The sequence below is a fragment of the Comamonas piscis genome, from assembly GCF_014109725.1.
GTDB classification, from domain to species: Bacteria; Pseudomonadota; Gammaproteobacteria; order Burkholderiales; family Burkholderiaceae_C; genus Comamonas; species Comamonas piscis.
Map to the genome: position 1 here is coordinate 263,246 of NZ_CP058554.1, position 16,181 is coordinate 279,426.

At 65.2% G+C, this 16,181-nt stretch carries 17 protein-coding genes; 7 read left to right on the forward strand and 10 right to left on the reverse strand.

Annotated features, from left to right (window positions below):
• Positions 1-29: 29 nt before the first annotated feature.
• The 6 genes from HS961_RS01315 to HS961_RS01340 form a co-directional block, all read right to left on the reverse strand.
• Positions 30-1,127 (reverse strand): ProQ/FINO family protein, encoded by a 1,098-nt coding sequence (locus HS961_RS01315; RefSeq protein ID WP_238347736.1) that lies wholly within the window; start codon positions 1,125-1,127, stop codon positions 30-32.
• 224 nt (positions 1,128-1,351) lie between these two features.
• Positions 1,352-2,131: an SDR family oxidoreductase gene (locus HS961_RS01320; protein ID WP_182326017.1), complete on the reverse strand. Its 780-nt coding sequence runs from the start codon at positions 2,129-2,131 to the stop codon at positions 1,352-1,354.
• 21 nt (positions 2,132-2,152) lie between these two features.
• Entirely contained in the window at positions 2,153-3,187 is a 1,035-nt protein-coding gene (locus HS961_RS01325) for a 2Fe-2S iron-sulfur cluster-binding protein (protein ID WP_182326018.1), read from the reverse strand.
• 30 nt (positions 3,188-3,217) lie between these two features.
• The gene (locus HS961_RS01330) at positions 3,218-3,694 is read right to left on the reverse strand and encodes a GlcG/HbpS family heme-binding protein (protein ID WP_182326019.1); all 477 of its coding nucleotides are present in this window, start codon (positions 3,692-3,694) and stop codon (positions 3,218-3,220) included.
• 24 nt (positions 3,695-3,718) lie between these two features.
• On the reverse strand, positions 3,719-5,176 hold the full coding sequence (locus HS961_RS01335) for an aldehyde dehydrogenase family protein (protein WP_182326020.1): 1,458 nt from the start codon (positions 5,174-5,176) through the stop codon (positions 3,719-3,721).
• A gap of 90 nt (positions 5,177-5,266) precedes the next feature.
• Positions 5,267-6,004: a TenA family transcriptional regulator gene (locus tag HS961_RS01340; RefSeq protein WP_182326021.1), complete on the reverse strand. Its 738-nt coding sequence runs from the start codon at positions 6,002-6,004 to the stop codon at positions 5,267-5,269.
• Between the two features lie 301 nt (positions 6,005-6,305).
• On the opposite strand from HS961_RS01340, the gene HS961_RS01345 reads away from it, so the two are divergent.
• From HS961_RS01345 to HS961_RS01365, 5 genes are read left to right on the forward strand one after another with little or no spacing between them, the layout of a single operon-like run.
• Positions 6,306-6,656, forward strand: a complete 351-nt coding sequence (locus HS961_RS01345) for a 2Fe-2S iron-sulfur cluster-binding protein (RefSeq protein WP_182326022.1) — start codon at positions 6,306-6,308, stop codon at positions 6,654-6,656.
• Between the two features lie 9 nt (positions 6,657-6,665).
• Positions 6,666-6,983: a ferredoxin gene (locus HS961_RS01350; protein WP_182326023.1), complete on the forward strand. Its 318-nt coding sequence runs from the start codon at positions 6,666-6,668 to the stop codon at positions 6,981-6,983.
• A 9-nt stretch (positions 6,984-6,992) separates the two neighbouring features.
• The gene (locus HS961_RS01355; protein WP_182326024.1) at positions 6,993-7,283 is read left to right on the forward strand and encodes a 2Fe-2S iron-sulfur cluster-binding protein; all 291 of its coding nucleotides are present in this window, start codon (positions 6,993-6,995) and stop codon (positions 7,281-7,283) included.
• Entirely contained in the window at positions 7,280-8,026 is a 747-nt protein-coding gene (locus HS961_RS01360) for a sulfite exporter TauE/SafE family protein (protein ID WP_238347737.1), read from the forward strand. The genes HS961_RS01355 and HS961_RS01360 overlap by 4 nt, the downstream gene beginning before the upstream one ends.
• Before the next feature lie 23 nt (positions 8,027-8,049).
• Positions 8,050-8,976 carry an ornithine cyclodeaminase family protein gene (locus HS961_RS01365; protein WP_182326025.1) on the forward strand — a complete coding sequence of 309 codons (927 nt, stop codon included), beginning with the start codon at positions 8,050-8,052 and terminating at the stop codon, positions 8,974-8,976.
• 15 nt (positions 8,977-8,991) lie between these two features.
• Here the strand turns inward: HS961_RS01365 and HS961_RS01370 are convergent, their stop codons facing one another.
• Both HS961_RS01370 and HS961_RS01375 read right to left on the reverse strand, forming a co-directional pair.
• On the reverse strand, positions 8,992-9,645 hold the full coding sequence (locus HS961_RS01370) for a GntR family transcriptional regulator (RefSeq protein WP_182326026.1): 654 nt from the start codon (positions 9,643-9,645) through the stop codon (positions 8,992-8,994).
• Positions 9,646-9,783: 138 nt separating this feature from the next.
• On the reverse strand, positions 9,784-10,014 hold the full coding sequence (locus tag HS961_RS01375; protein ID WP_182326027.1) for a hypothetical protein: 231 nt from the start codon (positions 10,012-10,014) through the stop codon (positions 9,784-9,786).
• 348 nt (positions 10,015-10,362) lie between these two features.
• Here HS961_RS01375 and HS961_RS01380 point away from each other — a divergent pair, with 348 nt between their 5' ends.
• Both HS961_RS01380 and HS961_RS01385 read left to right on the forward strand, forming a co-directional pair.
• Positions 10,363-11,901, forward strand: coding sequence for a hypothetical protein (locus HS961_RS01380; protein WP_182326028.1), 1,539 nt, complete (start codon positions 10,363-10,365; stop codon positions 11,899-11,901).
• A gap of 1 nt (position 11,902) precedes the next feature.
• Positions 11,903-13,375 carry a gamma-glutamyltransferase family protein gene (locus HS961_RS01385; RefSeq protein ID WP_182326029.1) on the forward strand — a complete coding sequence of 491 codons (1,473 nt, stop codon included), beginning with the start codon at positions 11,903-11,905 and terminating at the stop codon, positions 13,373-13,375.
• Positions 13,376-13,511: 136 nt separating this feature from the next.
• Here the strand turns inward: HS961_RS01385 and glcF are convergent, their stop codons facing one another.
• Together glcF and glcE are read right to left on the reverse strand one after the other, a co-directional pair.
• Entirely contained in the window at positions 13,512-14,777 is a 1,266-nt protein-coding gene (gene glcF / locus HS961_RS01390) for a glycolate oxidase subunit GlcF (protein WP_182326030.1), read from the reverse strand.
• A 33-nt stretch (positions 14,778-14,810) separates the two neighbouring features.
• Entirely contained in the window at positions 14,811-15,962 is a 1,152-nt protein-coding gene (gene glcE / locus HS961_RS01395) for a glycolate oxidase subunit GlcE (protein ID WP_182326031.1), read from the reverse strand.
• Between the last annotated feature and the right edge of the window lie 219 nt (positions 15,963-16,181).

Consider the following 16,181-nt stretch of genomic DNA (forward strand, 5'->3'; position numbering starts at 1 on the left):
ATTGCCTGAGATGGGCCCAGGCGCAGGGCTTATTCAGCGGCAGCAGCCTGGTCGTCGGCTTGGGCGACGGGCGCCTCGGCTTCGTCATCAGCAGCTTCTGGCGCAGCGGGTGCGGCTACCGGTGCAGGACGGGCGGCAATCGCCTTGACCTGCGCAGCACGGTGCAGATGGCGCTCGACAGCTGCCGGGTGCATGCCGTACATGTCGGCAAACTCGGCCACGCTCTTGCCGCTGGCGGCATGGGCGGTCGCCAGGGCCTCGGCCTTGGCGTCGAACTCGGCGACTTCCTGCATGGCGTCGGCCAGCAGCGCCTGGGTGGCTTCGTCCTTGACCTGGACCTTGGCCAGGAAGTCATCGCGGCTCAGGTCCGAGCCGATGTAGGCCATGCCGATACGGCGGCGCAGCTTGAGCTGCAGGTCTTCGCCATCACGGGGCTTGCGGCGGCGGAAGGACTCCACCAGCGCATGGAACACGTGCTCGGGCGCCATCGCTTCGACCACTTGGCCTTGCAGGTCGTGGCGGGACTGGCCCATGGCCACGGCGTTCAGGTAACGGGTCGAACGGGTATGCAGGCCCAGGGCCACCTTCAGCTCATTCTTTTCGAAGGCATCGGGGTGGGCGGCCATCAGGTCCTGGAACACACCGCGCTTGAGCGGCAGCGGTTGGTCGCCAAACAGCGCAGGGTACAGGCCCGCAAGCTTTTCCACCACGGGGTGGCGTGGGCGGGGAGGCGCCTTGGGCGCCTGGGGAGCACTTGGGCCACCATCACGGCGGGGGCCACGGCCACCCGATGCGGGGCCTTCACGGCGTGCACCGCTGCCGGGCTTGTTGCTGCGGCGGGGGGCTTGGCCCGTGCGTGCAGGGCGCTCGCTGCGCTCCTGGCGTTGCACGGGTGCGGCATCCGATTCGGCAGGCGCAGCGGCGGGTGCCACTTCCAGCGCATGGCCCTTGGTGGCCGCGCGCAGCGCATCGGCCATGGCCGAGTTCAGCACCGGCGCTTTGCCTGCCGGGCGCTCGGAGCGCTCCTGCTTGGGCTGGCGACGCGTATCACCGCCCGCTGCGGGCGCAGCCGGAGCTGGTGCCGGTGCGGAAGCATCAGAAGAGGTGGGGAGGGTCGGTTCGGTCATAAACAAGCGCTGGCGCAGAAAAAAGTGCAGACCCGCCAAGAGCAGCTGCACCGGTAAAAAGCAAAACGCCCTGGATCACCCAAGGCAAGACTGCAAGTATAACGAATCAAGCCCGTCACCAAGTAAGCAGCTGCACACCTTGCGTGGGCTTTCAGGCGCAGGCGCTACCGAGGTTTGCAGCCCCGGCCCCGCGATCCCAGCCCAAGCCACGCCGCATGCGACGCTCAATAGGTCCCCGGGTACTCGCCCCCGTCGATCAGCCAGCTCTGCCCGGTCACATAGCCGGTGTGCTGCGATGCCAGGTAAGCAATCAGCGCACCGACTTCTTCGGGCCGGCCAAAGCGGCCTGCGGGGTTGGCGGCCTCGCGGCTTTGGCGCACCTGGTCTGTGGGACGGCCGCTTTGCTGGGCCAGCTTGTGGATGTGGCGGGCCTGCGCATCGGTATCGAACGCGCCGGGCAGCACATTGTTGATGGTGACGTTGTGGCGTACCGTTTGACGCGCCAGCCCCGCCACAAAGCCCACCAGCCCCGAGCGCGCGCCATTGGACAGCCCCAGTTCGGCATGCGCGGCCTTGACGCTGCGCGAGACGATATTGATGATGCGCCCGTAGCCGCGCTGCTGCATGCCATCGACCACGCGGCGCATCATGTCGATCGGGCCGACCATCATCATGTCCAGCGCCTCGTGCCAGGTCTCGTCCGTCCAGTCGCGGAAATCGCCAGGCGGGTAGCCGTCGGAGTTGTTGACCAGGATGTCCGGCTGCGGGCAGGCAGCCAGTGCAGCCTCACGGCCCGCTTTTTTGGTGATGTCGGCCACCACATAGCGCACGGGGCGGCCACACTCGGCCGACAAGGCCTGCGCCGCCGCTTGCAGGCTGCTTTCGGTGCGGGCGGCGATCACCACCTCGGCCCCTTCCAGCGCCAGCTGGCGCGCTGCTGCATAGCCCATGCCCTTGCTGCCGCCCCAGACCAGCGCGGCCCTGCCCGTCAATCCCAGATCCATGGTGTTGTTCCTTAGCTTAGGTTAGCTGTGCTCGCTCAGCTCGGCCACGGCGGCCGCTTCGTTCTGGAAGATAAAGCTGTCGCTGTAGATCTTGTCCAGCGCCGCACCCGACAGGGCCATCAGCGCCTTGGCATCGGCAATCATATGGGGCGAGCCGCAGAGGTAGATCGAATGCTCGGACAGGTCCTCGAAGTCCTCGGCAATGGCGTCCTGCACATAGCCGCGCCGGCCGGTCCAACCCTCTGAAGGGCGCGAGAGCACCGGCACAAAAGTGAACTCATACAGCTGCCCGGCCCAGGCCGCGATCTCGTCGAGCAGGTACAGATCCGCCTCGCTGCGCATGCCCCAGTAGAAGTGGATCGGCGGGCAGTCGGCATCGCCCAGCAGCGATTCCAGAATCGCCTTGATCGGCGCAAAGCCGGTGCCAGTGGCGGCAAACACCATGGGTTGGTAATCCTGCGCCCGGTAGTAAAAGCTGCCATGGGGCAGTTCCACATCCAGCACATCGCCTACCGCCATCGTCGCCAGCAGGCCATCGGTAAAGCGCCCGCCGGCAATCTTGCGGATCTGCAGGCTGATGCGCCGGCCCTGTGGCGGCGTGGCCATCGAGAAGCTGCGGTGCTCGCCACCGGGCAGGCAGATGTTCAGGTACTGGCCCGGCACATAGCGCAAGCCATGGTCCTCGGGCAGGTCCAGCGCCAGGTGGTAGATGTCGGGCGTGTGCATGTGCAGCTCGGCCACGGTGGCCTGCACCCGGGTGGCTGAGGAGCTGTCCGGGCCCGTCGCGATGCTGATGACCAGATCCGACTGCGCCCGCGCCTGGCAGGCCAGCGCATAGCCCTGGGCATGCTCCTCCTCGCCCATGGCCAGCGGCAGTTCGCCATCGGCATAGGCAAACGCGCCCTCTTCCACCTTCATGCGGCAGGTGCCGCAGCCGCCAAAGGTGCAGTCATGGGGCAGCGCCACACCCTGGCGGGTGGCGGCGTCGAGCACCGACTCATCGGCAGCCACTTCAAACGATTGCTGCGTCTGCAGCCACTGTACGCGGTAGTTCATCGCAGACCTCAGCTCGGTTGTCCCTGGCGCTTATTTCTTGATGTCGGCCTGCACCAGCACATCGGCTGCGGCGCCCAGGTGGTCTTTCAAGGCCTGCAGGGCGGCCACGCCACAGGCGGTGTCCTGCTCGCCATTGCCGCCCGACAGACCCACACCACCAATCACCTCGCCATTGACGACGATGGGGTAGCCGCCAACGAAAACCGCAAACTTGCCTTCAAAGCTCCACTGGATGCCAAAGGCCTCATTGCCAGGCAGCGCCGGCCCATTGGGTGCCGTGTTGAACAGGTGGGTGGAGCGCTTGTGCCCTGCTGCCGTGAAGGCCTTGTTCCAGGCGATCTGCGGGCCGGTGACGCGGGCGCCATCCATGCGCTCGAGCACCAGCGGAAAGCCGCCTTCGTCGGTAATACAGACCGTCTCGGTCACGCCAATTTCCTTGGCCTTGGCCAGTGCGGCCAGGGACATCACACGGGCTTCTGCCAGTTCCAGTTTCAGTGCGCTTTTCATCGTGTTTCCTCTTGCTGTCAGGTGTCAGATACCGCGGTAGACGGTCTTGATCTGGGTAAAAAATTCCAGGCCGGCGCGGCCCGATTCGCGGAAGGTGGAGGTGCTGGAGTTCTTCAGCCCGCCAAAGGGGGCATTGACCAGGTTGCCGGTGGTCGTGCGGTTGATCTTGACGGTGCCGGACTGGATCTCGTTGGTGAACACATGCATGTAGCGCGGGTTCATCGTGACGATGCTGGCCGACAGGCCGTACTGCGAGTCATTGGCCTGGCGCAGCGCGTCGTCAAAATCGGCGACCTCGATGATCGCCAGCACCGGGCCAAAGATCTCTTCCTGCGCAATGCGCATGCTGTTCTTCACATCGGTAAAGACTGCGGGCGACAGGTAGTAGCCATGGTCGAACTCGCCACCGGTCAGCCGCTCGCCACCGCACAGCCAGCGTGCCTCGCGCTTGCCAATGTCGATGTAGTTCAGCACCGTCTGCAGCTGCTTTTCCGTCGCCAAGGGGCCCAGGTCCATGCCCGGCGCCATGCCGTTGCCGATCTTGAGCTGGGACACGCGCGTCAGCAGCTTGTCGGTAAAGGCCGCCTTCACGCTGGGCACCACCAGGATGCGGCTGGTGCCGGTGCAGGCTTGGCCGGTCAGTGAGAAGCCGCCCTTGATCGCCAAGTCCACCGCCAGGTCCAGGTCGGCGTCCTCCATCACGATCAGCGGGTTCTTGCCGCCCAGCTCCATCTGCAGCCGGGTGGAGAGGTGTACGGTGCGGTGGATCTGGGTGCCGGCGGATGTCGAGCCGGTGAACGAGATCGCACGGATGGCCTGCGAGTTGGTGATGACCGGACCCACCTCGCCCGCGCGGCCGGTGACGCAGTTGACCACGCCGGCTGGCACACCGGCTTTCTCCAGCGCTTCGACCAGGCGCAGGCCCGACAGCGGCGCATCCGACGAGGGCTTGAACACCACCGTGTTGCCGGTGATCAGCGCCGGCGCCAGCTTGCGCGCCGGGATGGAGGCGGGGAAGTTCCAGGGCGAGATCACGGTCACCACGCCCAGCGGCTCGCGGTGGCTGAACACATGCAGGTTGGCATCGTCCTGCGGGTAGGTCTCGCCGCCCAAGGTCTGGCCTTCGGTGGCATAAAAACGAAAGGTTTGCGCGCTGCGCAGAAACTCGTCGCGCGCCTGGTTCAGCTGCTTGCCCTCCTCGCGGGTCAGCTCCTGCGCAAACTGCTCCACGTTCTTTTCCAGGTAGCTGGCCGCGTCGTTGAGGATCTTGGCGCGCTTGCCAATGGCCAGCTTGCGCCAGCCCTCAAAGGCTTTTTGCGCGGCCTGCACCGCCGCCTCGGCATCGGCCGGGCCCGACGCCTGAAAGCGCCCCACCACATCGCGGGTATCGGCGGGGTTGAGGTTGTCAAAGGTGCTGCCCAGCAAGCAGGGCACCCAGGCGCCGTTGATGTAGTTCAGAAACGTTTGCACGGTATCAGCCATGGTGGAGAGGTCTTGGAGAGGTGAGGGGTCGGTCACAGCGGCAGGCGCCAGGGGCCTGCCGCTGTCCTGGGCAAGGGGGCGCAGCAAGGCTCAGGCCGCCAGCAGCTCTTCCTGCGAGATCTGCAGGTCCTTGGCGACATAGTCGTGGTACAGCGCCGTGGTGTAGAGCAGGCGCATCTGGGCACCGATCTCGCAGATGCGCAGGCACTTGGCTTGCAGCTCGGGCGTGTTGGCATGCTCCAGCACGATCTGGTAGCCGCGCTCGCCATGGATTTCGTCAGAGACGATGTGCAGGTCAAAGAACTCGACCTCTTCATCAGTAAAGCCGTACTTGTCGCGCAAGGTGGGCGTCTGCTTGCGGTAGATCGATGGCACCTGCGACTCCAGGCCCACGACCAGACCGGCCACCGCGACCACCGGTTCTTCGCGCATCGCAATCGAATAGCACCAGGCCTGCAGGCCACGCGTGGTGGGCGACATGTTATTGGGATCCACCACGCGCTCACGCGTCGTACCGCAGGCCTCGGCAAAACGGATCAGCAGATCGGTGTGGCGGTCACCACCAATCTCCTCCTCATACATATTGGCCAGCAGAAAGTCCTTGGCCTCCGTCATATGGTCTGGCGTGCGGGCATACAGATAGGCGAGGTAGTCGGCAAACGGGCCCACGTAGTGGTAATGGTTCTCGGCCCAGCGCGCCAGGTGCTCACGGCTCAAACGGCCAGTCGCCCAGGCCACGCTGAAAGGGGCCTTGTTGGCGCTTTTGCCCTTGATCGCATTCTCAAGCGCAGCGCGGAAATCATCGCGGTTCATCAGTGTTTGGGTCATGGCGGGTTCCTCAGAAATGTTGGGGTCGTCGCCAAGTCAAACCGATCCAAGCGACACACTTAGAATACTGTATACAGAATACGGGGTCAATATTTTCGAACCCAACTCACCCCTAGTGCTTACCCCTATCGTTGGTGAATTCCAAAATCCCTAGCCGTCACTCAACAGTCACAAGCCATTGATATTCATTCATCTGCAAGTACCAGAGCCAAGCCAAAATTCCCTCTACATCACGTTATCCCTAGTACATCCACAAAAGTCATTTGTATACAGTATGCATCATTGCAATGCGGAGGATGCCATGCCCCAGATCACCTTTCACAAAAACGGCCAGACCTTCCAAGGCGAGGTCAAAACCGGCGCCAACCTGGTGGTGCGCGCGGGGATCAAGCAGTTCCCCTTTCCCCACCTGGCCTACCAATGCGGCATGGGCAAATGCGCGACCTGCGCCTGCAAGGTGCTGGCGGGGGCTGAGCACCTGCCGGCACCGAACTGGAAAGAGAAAAAGCAGCTGGGCGCACACCTGGACGAAGGCTTTCGCCTGGTGTGCCAGCTCTGGCCCGAGCACGACCTGGAGCTGGAACAAGTGCCGCTGACGGCCAGCCCAGCCAGCCAAGCCGCTGGCACAGCGCCAGCCACCCCCGCAGTCTGAGGACTACCCATGTTTGTGATCTTGACCAGCAAGCCCGGCCAGTACCGCACCCAAGCCAATGCCGATATCCATCTGATCGAAGCCTGGGACTACCACTTCTGCGGCCGCCTGCTGGCCCACTTTGCCGTGGGCGAGTTGCTGCGCGAGACCAAGGTGCAGGTGATCGAAGAAGGCCCCGGCGGCACCACCAACCGCGTGCCCTCCAAGTTTCTGGAGCGCTTTGATTCCCTGGAGCAAGCCCGCCAGGCGCTGCAGCACCTCTGCCAGTTCGGCGCGCTTGATGCCACGTTGACAGCAGCACCCCTCACCGCCCCCACCGCCGCCTGATTGCCCCGTATGCCCACCATCACCTTTGTCAGCAACGACAACAAGACCGTCGAAGCCCCAGAAAACAGCAACCTGCTGCGCGTGTCGCTGCGCGAGAAGGGCGGCATCCCCTTCAAATGCGGCGGCGGCCTCTGCGGCACCTGCAAATGCCTCATTGAGGAAGGCCTCGCCCACACCGATGCCATCAAGGCCAAGGAGCGCAAGCATTTCAGCGAGGAAGAGTTTGCCGCAGGCCACCGCCTGGCCTGCCAGACCTTTGTCAACGGCGACATCAAGGTCAGCTGGGTGCTCCGGCCATGAGCGCCTGGAGCGCCATGGCCGAGCACCTCTCCTGGGGCCGCTACCTGGCCATGGGGCTGATGGTGCTGGCGGGCGCCGCCATGCAGGGCGTCGGCGGCCTGGGCTATGCGATGTTCTGCGCGCCCCTCGCGGCGATCTTCTTCCCCGAACTGGTGCCTGGCCCCTTGCTGGCCGTAGGCGCGCCGCTAGCCTTGCTGGCCTATTTGCGTGAGCGCGATGCCCTCAACCGCCAGGTCGCTGCCGCCACCTTGGTAGGCAGGGTCATCGGCACCTTTGCCGCCACCGGGCTGCTGGTGCTGTTCAGCGCCCATGCGCTGTCCATTCTGTTTGCGGTGCTGATCCTCGCCGCCGTCAGCCTCAGCACCCTGGGCTGGCGCGTGCAGCCCAGCACCACCAACCTGTCGATCGCCGGTGTGGCCAGCGGCATCATGGGCACCATCACCGCCGCTGGCGGCCCGCCGTTTGCGATTGCGATGCAGCACCTGGCACCAGCCACCATGCGTTCCACCTTGGGCGTCGTCTTCTTTGCCGGCACCATCGTCTCGCTCAGCGCCCTGGCCTGGGTGGGCCGCATGGGCAGCGGCCACTGGCTGCTCAGCCTCGTGCTGCTGCCCTGGATGCTGGGCGGCTTTCTGGCCTCCAACCACCTGGCCCGCCATATCTCCAAGGCCAGCATCCGCCGCTGGCTGCTGGGCACCGCTGCCGTCAGCGCCTGCATCATCCTGCTGCGCGTCTGGCTCTGATTCCCCCCACTCCACCCCACACCATGCTGCACATCACCGATGCCATGGTGGACACCCTCGTGTCCACCGACCAAGCCCTTCTGGCCATGCACACGGCCTTTGCCGCCTTTGGCGCAGGCGAGGCGGCGATGCAAGCGCGCGAGCGCACTGATGCCGGTGGCGTCAAGCTCTCCACCCTGGGGGCCGTCATCCCCGCGCAAGGCGTCACCGGCGCCAAGGTCTACACCACCATTGCCGGCCAGTTCAACTTTGTCATCCTGCTGTTCTCAACCGAGACCGGTGCGCCGCTGGCCACCTTGGATGCCAATGCCATCACACGCCTGCGCACCGCCGCCACCACGGTGCTGGTGGCCCAGCATCTGGCACCCGCCAATGCGCGCCATCTGTATTTGTGCGGTGCCGGCGTGCAGGGCCTGGCCCATGCGCAGCAGATGGTGCAGCACTTTGGGCTGCAGCGCATCGATGTGTTCGACCCCTATGCGCCCGAGGGGCTGGAGGCACGCCTGGCGCAGCTGACTGGATTGCCCGCAGCGCAGATCCGCCGCGTGGCGCACACCGAGGGCGTTGGCGAGGCGGACATCATCGTCACCGCCTCACGCGCCAAGGATCCGCTGTTCAATGGCGAGCATGTAGCGCCCCATGCGCTGGTAGCAGCCATTGGCTCCAGCCTGCCCCACACCCGCGAGCTGGACGATGCCTTGCTGGCGCGGGCGCAGCTGATTGCGGTGGAATGGAAAAAGCAGGCGACCAGCGAAGCGGGTGACCTGGTGCTGGCCGACCCGGGCCTGTCGCTGGCGGGCAAGCTGGTGGAGCTGGGCGATATTGTCAGCGGCCGCCATGTCGTCAGCGCGCAGCCGGGCATCCGGCTGTACAAGGCCGTGGGCGTGGGTTTGGAAGATATTGCGCTGGCGGGCGTGGCTTACCAGAACTACCTGGCCAGCAAGGCCTAAGCGCGGGGCGCAGGATCAGGGCTCAATGCCGGCCGCGTTGTAGATATGGCGTGCGGCCAGCAGGCCGGCCAGTTCAGGGTCGCCCTTGATAACGGCGCGCAGGATGGCCGCATGCTCTTCCCAGTTCTGGGGCGCACGCGCTTGGCTGCGGGGCGCAAACAGCACTTCGGTGCGGTCGCGCAAGGACAGCATCACCTCTTGCAGCACCGAGTTGGCAGCCACCTTGCCCAGCGCCAGGTGGAACTTTTGGTTCAGCACGGCCAGCACATCGCCATCGCCGGTGTGGGCGTTCTTGGTGCCTTCGGCCAGCAAGGCCTCCAGCGCGGCGATCTGTTCGGGGTCATGGCGCTTGGCGGCCAGGCGGGCGTTGAGTGCCTCCAGGGTGGCACGCACTTCGACCAGCTCACGCAACAGGTCGCCATGGAACTTGGCGACCGAGGCACCGCGCCGGGGCTCGATGATCACCAGCCCGCTCGATGCCAGTTGGCGCAAGGCCTCGCGCACGGGCATGCGCGATACCGAAAACTCCTCGGACAGCCGCTCTTCCACCAGCCGCTCGCCGGATGCAAGCTCGCCCGACATGATCTTCTCGCGCAAGGCTTCCACCAGCTGCTGGGTCAGCGGCGAGTGGTTCAGTCCTGTTTTTTTGTCTCCGTTGGCAATGGGCATGAAAGTCGGTCCGTTCGGTACGTTGCAAGCCCTGGGCAGCGCATGGGTCACCATACACCGTCCAGGGTCGCGCCCAGTTTACATGCCCAGCAAGGGTTTGCAGCCGCTTGCACTTGTCTTGTATACAGAAATCTAGGCTTAGCGGTTGGCGCGGCGGATCTCGGCCAGCGAACGGGTGTCCTGCATCGCCGCAGCCCAGAGGCGTCCCGGAGACATTTCTGCCAGGCGCTTAGCCTGCCATTGCACAAACGCATCTTCGATACGCGACAGCCAGCCCAGCGATGCGGGTAGCAAAGCGGCGCCGGGTTGGCGTAGCGCCAGCAGATCGGTGGCTGGGGCAGCAACAGCTTGGGTCGCAGTGGTCTTCATGAATCAGCTCCTGGGATAACCTAGTAATTACCCTAGTGTATCCAGTGTACAAATCCATGGTCTTGATCTGGATTCATAACCCTGCACTATCCAAGCCCATGATTGGCTTCACAAAACGGACAGAAATCACTGCGCGCTTAGAAAGCTCTGCTGACCGTACAGCCGGGCGTTCCGCAGCGATAGAGGCCTATTTCAGCAATTCTTGTATACGAAAATCGCGTTTTTCATGATTTAACCCGGATCATTTGCATGTTGCATTGCAATATTTCTGGTATTCCCTGATGATTTTTTGATTCATTGTATTTAGTATACAAATTGGCTGTTTAATCATACCAAGGAGTAGCCACGATGGATCCGTCAGTCTCTATAGGGCCCGCACACTGGGCCTACCTCGCCGGCGTGCTGGTCATCATTGTGACCATGGCCTTCCGTGCCAATGTGGTGGTGCCATCGATATTGGCCACCGTCGTCGTCGCGCTGGCCTGGAGCGGCAGCTTCATCACCGGAATAGGAAGCATATTCAGTGCCAGCATGGTGGCGGCCAAGGAGCTGTTCAACATCTTCTTGATCATTGCGCTGATGACGGCACTGCTCAATGCGCTCAAGGACCTGGGCTCGGACATCCGCATGGTCAAGCCCTTCCGCGCGGTGATGAAGAACGGCCATATCGCCTATTTCATCCTGGCGCTGGTCACCTACCTGATCTCGCTGTTCTTCTGGCCCACGCCAGCCGTGCCGCTGGTGGCGGCGGTGCTGCTGCCAGCAGCCATTGCGGCAGGCCTGCCGCCCATCGCAGGGGCCATGGCCATTGCGATTGCCGGCCAGGGGATGGCACTGTCGTCCGACTATGTGATTGGCGTGGCGCCGGGCATCAGCGCCAAGGCCGCTGGCGGCATCAGCGCGGTGGCGGTGGGCGATAAGGCCCTGCTGCTGTCCTGGGTGGTCGGCATGATTGCGCTCTTCCTGTCGTACCTCAAGGTGCGCAAGCTCATCGTGCCCAGCGACAACGCCCTGCTGGAGCGCTGGGAGCTGAACCCCGCCGGCATCGATGCGCAGATCGAAGGCGCGGGCCCGTTTGACAAGGCCGAGATCGCCAAGGGCACCGCCCATGAGGGTGACCTGGGCACCAATTCGGAGCTCGAAGCCGAGCTGCGCAAAACCCAGCCGCTGGCCTCGGCCTCCAAGCTGTTTGCCGTGCTCACCCCGCTGGCCTTTTTGCTGGTGATTCTGGTGATGGTCGCGCCCAAGTTCACCACCGCCGTGCCAGAGCTCAAGGGCGGCGATGCCGCCATGCTGATCGGCGGCGTCGCGGCGCTGCTGATGATCTGGGCGACCACCGCTGCCCAGGGCTTTCGCAAGATGCTAGATGGCGCGGCCGACCATGTCACCGATGGCTTTGTGTTTGCGTTCAAGGCCATGGGCTCGGTGCTACCGATTGCCGGCTTCTTCTTTATCGGCTCGGGGGAGACGGCTGGCGCCATCCTGGGCATTGCCCCCGGCACGCCGGCGCCCAGCCTGTTGTTTGAGCTGGTGCAGGCCGGCCAGCACCTGATCCCTGACAGCCAGTTGCTGGTCTCGTTCGGCGTCCTCATCATGGGCATGATCACCGGCATCGATGGCTCGGGCTTCTCCGGCCTGCCGCTGACCGGCACCATCGCTGGCGCGCTCGGCCCGGCCTCAGGCATGGATGTATCCGCACTGGCCGCCCTGGGCCAGATGGGTGCGGTGTGGACAGGTGGCGGCACCTTGATCGCCTGGTCCTCGCTGATCGCCGTCGCAGGCTTTGCCCGGGTGAATGTGCTGGAGCTGGCCCGTGCCTTGCTGATACCGGTGGTGCTGGGTTTGATGGCGGCCGTCTTCACCGCCGTCGCCCTGTGGGGTAGCTGAGATGGCGCAGATGCCCCACCAGGATGTGCGCGGCGTGCTGGGCCAGCGTGCGATGGTGGCCTCCGGCCACCCGCTGGCCGCCGCCGCCGCGCAGGCCCAGCTGCAGCAAGGCGGCTCGGCCGTAGATGCCGCGATTGCCGCCGATGCGGTGCTGGGCGTGGTCGAGCCCATGGCCACGGGTGTGGGCGGCGATCTGCTAGCCATGCTGGTGCCACCGGGCCAGCCGCCGCTGGCTTATAACGGCACCGGCCGCGCCCCCCAGCGCTTGACGGCCGACCTGGTCGAGGCCTTCCCCCAGCGCCGCATCCCCGAGCGCCATCCGCTCTCCGTCACCACGCCCGGCGTGGTGCAAGGCTGGTGGGATCTGCACCAGCGCTTTGGCAAACGGCCTTGGGCGCAGCTGTTTGATGCCGCCGTGCAGGCCGCCAGCCAGGGTTTTGCGGTGGCCCCCGTGGCCGCACGCGAGTGGGCCCTGTTCCAACCGGTGATTGCTCGCGATGCCGCCAGCGCCGCCCTGTACCGTGCCGATGCCCCACCCCGCGCGGGCGAGCGCTTCGACAACCCGGCCCTCGCCCGCTTGCTGCAAGCCGTCGCTGCGCAAGGGCCACAGGCTTTTTATGCCGGCGCCATCCCCACCGCCTGCGCGGCCGCCGTACAGGCAGCGGGTGGTGTGTTGGCCGCTGTAGATTTCAGCGCCCACCAGGGCAACTTCTGCACGCCAGTGAGCACGCCATTTCGCGGCGCCACCATCTACGAGTGCCCACCCAACACCCATGGCGTGGCCGTGTTGCATGCACTGGCCGCCATGCAAGACCAGGCCATCGACATGGCCAGCGCAACTACCCAGGTTGCCCTAGTGCAGGCCATGGAAGCGGCGATGGCCCATGCCCAGCAGACCGTGGCCGACCCAGCCGGCAATACCGTCTGCACCACCGTGGTGGATGCCGATGGCCTGGCCATCAGCCTGATGAGCAGCGTGTTCAAGCGCTTTGGCTCGGGCATTGGCGTGGCCGAAGGCGGCTTTGTGCTGCAAAACCGGGGCCATGGTTTTTCGCAGCCCGGCCATATCAATGGGCCGGCGCCGGGCAAGCGCCCCTACCACACGGTGGTGCCGGGCGCGGCTACGCGCGATAGCGAATTCCTCGGTGTGTTTGGTGTGGTGGGCGGCGCGATGCAACCCCAAGGCCAGGTGCAGCTGCTGTGCCGCATGCTGGCCGGAGGCGAGGCACCGCAGCCCGCCTTGAACCAGCCACGCTGGCGGCTGGAAGGCGGCCGGGTGCTGGCGGTGGAAGCCGGCATGCCGCCCGCGATTACCGCCGCGCTGCGCGCCCAGGGCTACCGCGAGCCGAGTGGTGAAGGCGAGCTGGGCGGGCGCAGCGACTTTGGTGGTGCGCAATGGATCTGGCGCCTGCCCGATGGCCAGTTGTGTGGCGCCTCCGACCACCGCAAGGACGGCCTGGCACTGGCCGTCTAAGAGTCGCTAACACAACCCTTGATACGTCGTTACCAAGCCTTGTCGTACGTCTGTACTGCCTGCGGCTTGGCGCCTCGTCTCAACCGCAAACCTTCGGTTTGCTGGGTCGTGTTAGCGACTCTAAGCCGCCTGCGTTTCAGCGCTGGGCTTGGGGTGGCGCCAGCGCCTCGTCCAGCACCTCGATCCAGTGGCGCACCGGCACATCGGTGCCCGATTGCAGATGGGTGATGCAGCCAATATTGGCCGACAGAATCGCGGCAGGTGGCGCATCGCTGCAGGCCTGGTTCAAGGTGCCGATCTTGCGGTCGCGCAGCTGGTGGGCAATCTCGGGCTGCAGCAAGGAATAGGTACCGGCCGAGCCACAGCAGAGGTGCGATTCCACCCGCGAGACGCGGATGTCAAAGCCCAGGCGGCGCAGGCTGGTCTCCACCCCGCCGCGCAGCTTTTGGCCATGCTGCAAGGTGCAGGGCGGGTGGTAGGCCAGGGGGGCCTCGGGCAGGTTCAGCTGGCCATGCAGGCGCTGCTCCAGCTCGGGCAACATATCAGGCAACAGCTCGCCCAAATCACGCGCCAATGCGCCAATCGCAGCAGCCCGCGCGGCATAGGCCGGGTCATGGCGCAGCAGGTGGCCATAGTCCTTCACCATCACGCCGCAGCCCGAGGCCGTGGTCACAATCGCCTCGACCTGCCGGCTCTCCACATGGGGCCACCAGGCATCGATATTGGCCCGCGCCTGCGCCAGCGCGCCCTGCGGGTCACTCAGGTGCTGCTGCACCGCACCGCAGCAAGCGGCGGCGGGGGTGATCAGGGTCTGGATGCCCACGGCATCGAGCACCCGCGCAGCGGCGGCATTGATATTGGGCAGCATCACCGGCTGCACGCAACCGGCCAGCATCAGCACCTTGCGGTCATGCGCACGCGTCGGCCACTTGCCGGCACGCGGCGCGCGCACCAGCTTGGCCTTGATGGCGGCAGGCAGCACCGGGCGGGCCAGCCGCCCCAGCGCCAGCGCCGGGCCAAAGGCCTTGGACACCATGCCCTTGCGCAGCGCCCAGCGCTGCAGGCGCTCGGCCGTGGGGCGCTCCACCTTCTGGTCGACGATGTGTCGGCCAATATCGAGCAGCTTGCCGTATTGCACGCCGCTGGGGCAGGTCGATTCGCAGTTGCGGCAGGTCAGGCAGCGGTCCAGATGGGTCTGGGTCTTGCGCGTGGGTTGCTGGCCTTCGAGCACCTGCTTGATCAGGTAGATGCGGCCGCGCGGGCCGTCGAGCTCATCGCCCAGCAGCTGGTAGGTGGGGCAGGTGGCAGTGCAAAAGCCGCAATGCACGCATTTGCGCAGAATGGCCTCGGCCTCCTGGCCTTCCGGGGTGTCTTTGAATTCGGGGGCTAATTGGGTTTGCATGGTGCAGGGGTGCCTCGATTAGCTGAGCTTTATTTAGCTCAACGCCCAGTCGCCCAGGCGGCCGGGGTTGAAGATGCCGTTGGGGTCAAACGCCTGCTTGAGCCGCTGCTGCACCTGGCGCAGCGCGGGCGAGGCGGGCGTAAAACCAAAATCATCGGATGCCAGCAGCCCTACCTGGCTACCGGGCCTGAAACACACCGCGCTGCCGCCGACGCTGGCCGCCAAGCTTTGCAAGGCATGGACATGCTGCATGGGCGCTTGCACCCAGCGCAGCGCACCGCCCCACTCCATCAGCGGCTGCAGGCCTTCTTCGGTGCAGGGCAGCACCGGCGTGGTGGCCGGCAAGGACAAACGCCACAGCGCATGGCCCGGCTCCATATCGCTGAACCAAGGCAGTTGCTGCTCGCGGCAGGCCAGCCAGGCGGCATCGGCCTGGCCATGGTCCAGCATCGTGCCGCCCATGCCATCGAGCGCCGACTGCACGGCCGCCACCGCGCCGCGCAGGCGCACCAGCAGATGGCCCTGGTCGCCCTCACCGGATTGCTGCCAGAGGCTGGCATTGATGGGCAGCGGCTTGGCGCGCCAGACGGCGAGCCTGTCCAGCGCCTGCTGGGCCGTGCATTCGTAGTAAAGCGTCGCTTGTGCGCGCTGCAAAGGCAGCACCTTGAGGCTGACCTCCGTGAGCAGGCCCAGGGTGCCCCAGGCGCCCGCCATCAACCGCGACACGTCATAACCCGCGACGTTCTTCATCACCTGGCCGCCAAAGCGCAACAGCTCGCCCTGTCCATTGATCAGCTCCAGGCCCAGGATGTAGTCACGCACCGCCCCCGCCGCCGCCCGCGAGGGGCCGGACAAGCCTGCCGCCACCATGCCACCGACTGTGGCACCCGGGCCAAAATGCGGCGGGTCAAAAGCCAGGCACTGGCCACTTTCGGCCAAGGTGGCCTCCAGCGCCGCCAGCGCTGTGCCCGCCCGCACGGTCACGACCAGCTCGCTGGGCTCGTAACTGACGATGCCGCTGTAGCCCCGGGTGTCAAACACCTCGCCGCCCAGGCGCGCACCATAAAAATCCTTGCTGCCACCGCCACGAATGCGCAACGGCGCCTTGTGCGCATGGGCGGATCGAACGCGCTCCTGCCAGTCGAGCACGGTGGGGGAAAGAGAGGCAGCCACAGCTTGGTCCATGGCGCCATGGTAGCGACAGTTGCTGCCGGCGCAGGGAGGTCAAGTTAGATGGGGGACTGAGGGAGGTTGATGGGGGCCTGATTGACTCAGACCTCGCAATTTTTTCGGTCGTGCTCCTCCCGGTCGAGCACTGGTGGCGGCAGAGAGCGGAACTTGCTGCCGGCAGGGACCGGTCAACGTAAATGAGAGGTTGATGGGGCCGCTATTTGAATCATGGGG

What these genes read in the sequence shown, in the direction of transcription:
- HS961_RS01315 (WP_238347736.1), bottom strand. Translation starts at nt 1,127, where the DNA reads ATGACCGAACCGACCCTCCCCACCTCTTCTGATGCTTCCGCACCGGCA.
- HS961_RS01320 (WP_182326017.1), bottom strand. Translation starts at nt 2,131, where the DNA reads ATGGATCTGGGATTGACGGGCAGGGCCGCGCTGGTCTGGGGCGGCAGC.
- HS961_RS01325 (WP_182326018.1), bottom strand. Translation starts at nt 3,187, where the DNA reads ATGAACTACCGCGTACAGTGGCTGCAGACGCAGCAATCGTTTGAAGTG.
- HS961_RS01330 (WP_182326019.1), bottom strand. Translation starts at nt 3,694, where the DNA reads ATGAAAAGCGCACTGAAACTGGAACTGGCAGAAGCCCGTGTGATGTCC.
- HS961_RS01335 (WP_182326020.1), bottom strand. Translation starts at nt 5,176, where the DNA reads ATGGCTGATACCGTGCAAACGTTTCTGAACTACATCAACGGCGCCTGG.
- HS961_RS01340 (WP_182326021.1), bottom strand. Translation starts at nt 6,004, where the DNA reads ATGACCCAAACACTGATGAACCGCGATGATTTCCGCGCTGCGCTTGAG.
- HS961_RS01345 (WP_182326022.1), top strand. Translation starts at nt 6,306, where the DNA reads ATGCCCCAGATCACCTTTCACAAAAACGGCCAGACCTTCCAAGGCGAG.
- HS961_RS01350 (WP_182326023.1), top strand. Translation starts at nt 6,666, where the DNA reads ATGTTTGTGATCTTGACCAGCAAGCCCGGCCAGTACCGCACCCAAGCC.
- HS961_RS01355 (WP_182326024.1), top strand. Translation starts at nt 6,993, where the DNA reads ATGCCCACCATCACCTTTGTCAGCAACGACAACAAGACCGTCGAAGCC.
- HS961_RS01360 (WP_238347737.1), top strand. Translation starts at nt 7,280, where the DNA reads ATGAGCGCCTGGAGCGCCATGGCCGAGCACCTCTCCTGGGGCCGCTAC.
- HS961_RS01365 (WP_182326025.1), top strand. Translation starts at nt 8,050, where the DNA reads ATGCTGCACATCACCGATGCCATGGTGGACACCCTCGTGTCCACCGAC.
- HS961_RS01370 (WP_182326026.1), bottom strand. Translation starts at nt 9,645, where the DNA reads ATGCCCATTGCCAACGGAGACAAAAAAACAGGACTGAACCACTCGCCG.
- HS961_RS01375 (WP_182326027.1), bottom strand. Translation starts at nt 10,014, where the DNA reads ATGAAGACCACTGCGACCCAAGCTGTTGCTGCCCCAGCCACCGATCTG.
- HS961_RS01380 (WP_182326028.1), top strand. Translation starts at nt 10,363, where the DNA reads ATGGATCCGTCAGTCTCTATAGGGCCCGCACACTGGGCCTACCTCGCC.
- HS961_RS01385 (WP_182326029.1), top strand. Translation starts at nt 11,903, where the DNA reads ATGGCGCAGATGCCCCACCAGGATGTGCGCGGCGTGCTGGGCCAGCGT.
- glcF (WP_182326030.1), bottom strand. Translation starts at nt 14,777, where the DNA reads ATGCAAACCCAATTAGCCCCCGAATTCAAAGACACCCCGGAAGGCCAG.
- glcE (WP_182326031.1), bottom strand. Translation starts at nt 15,962, where the DNA reads ATGGACCAAGCTGTGGCTGCCTCTCTTTCCCCCACCGTGCTCGACTGG.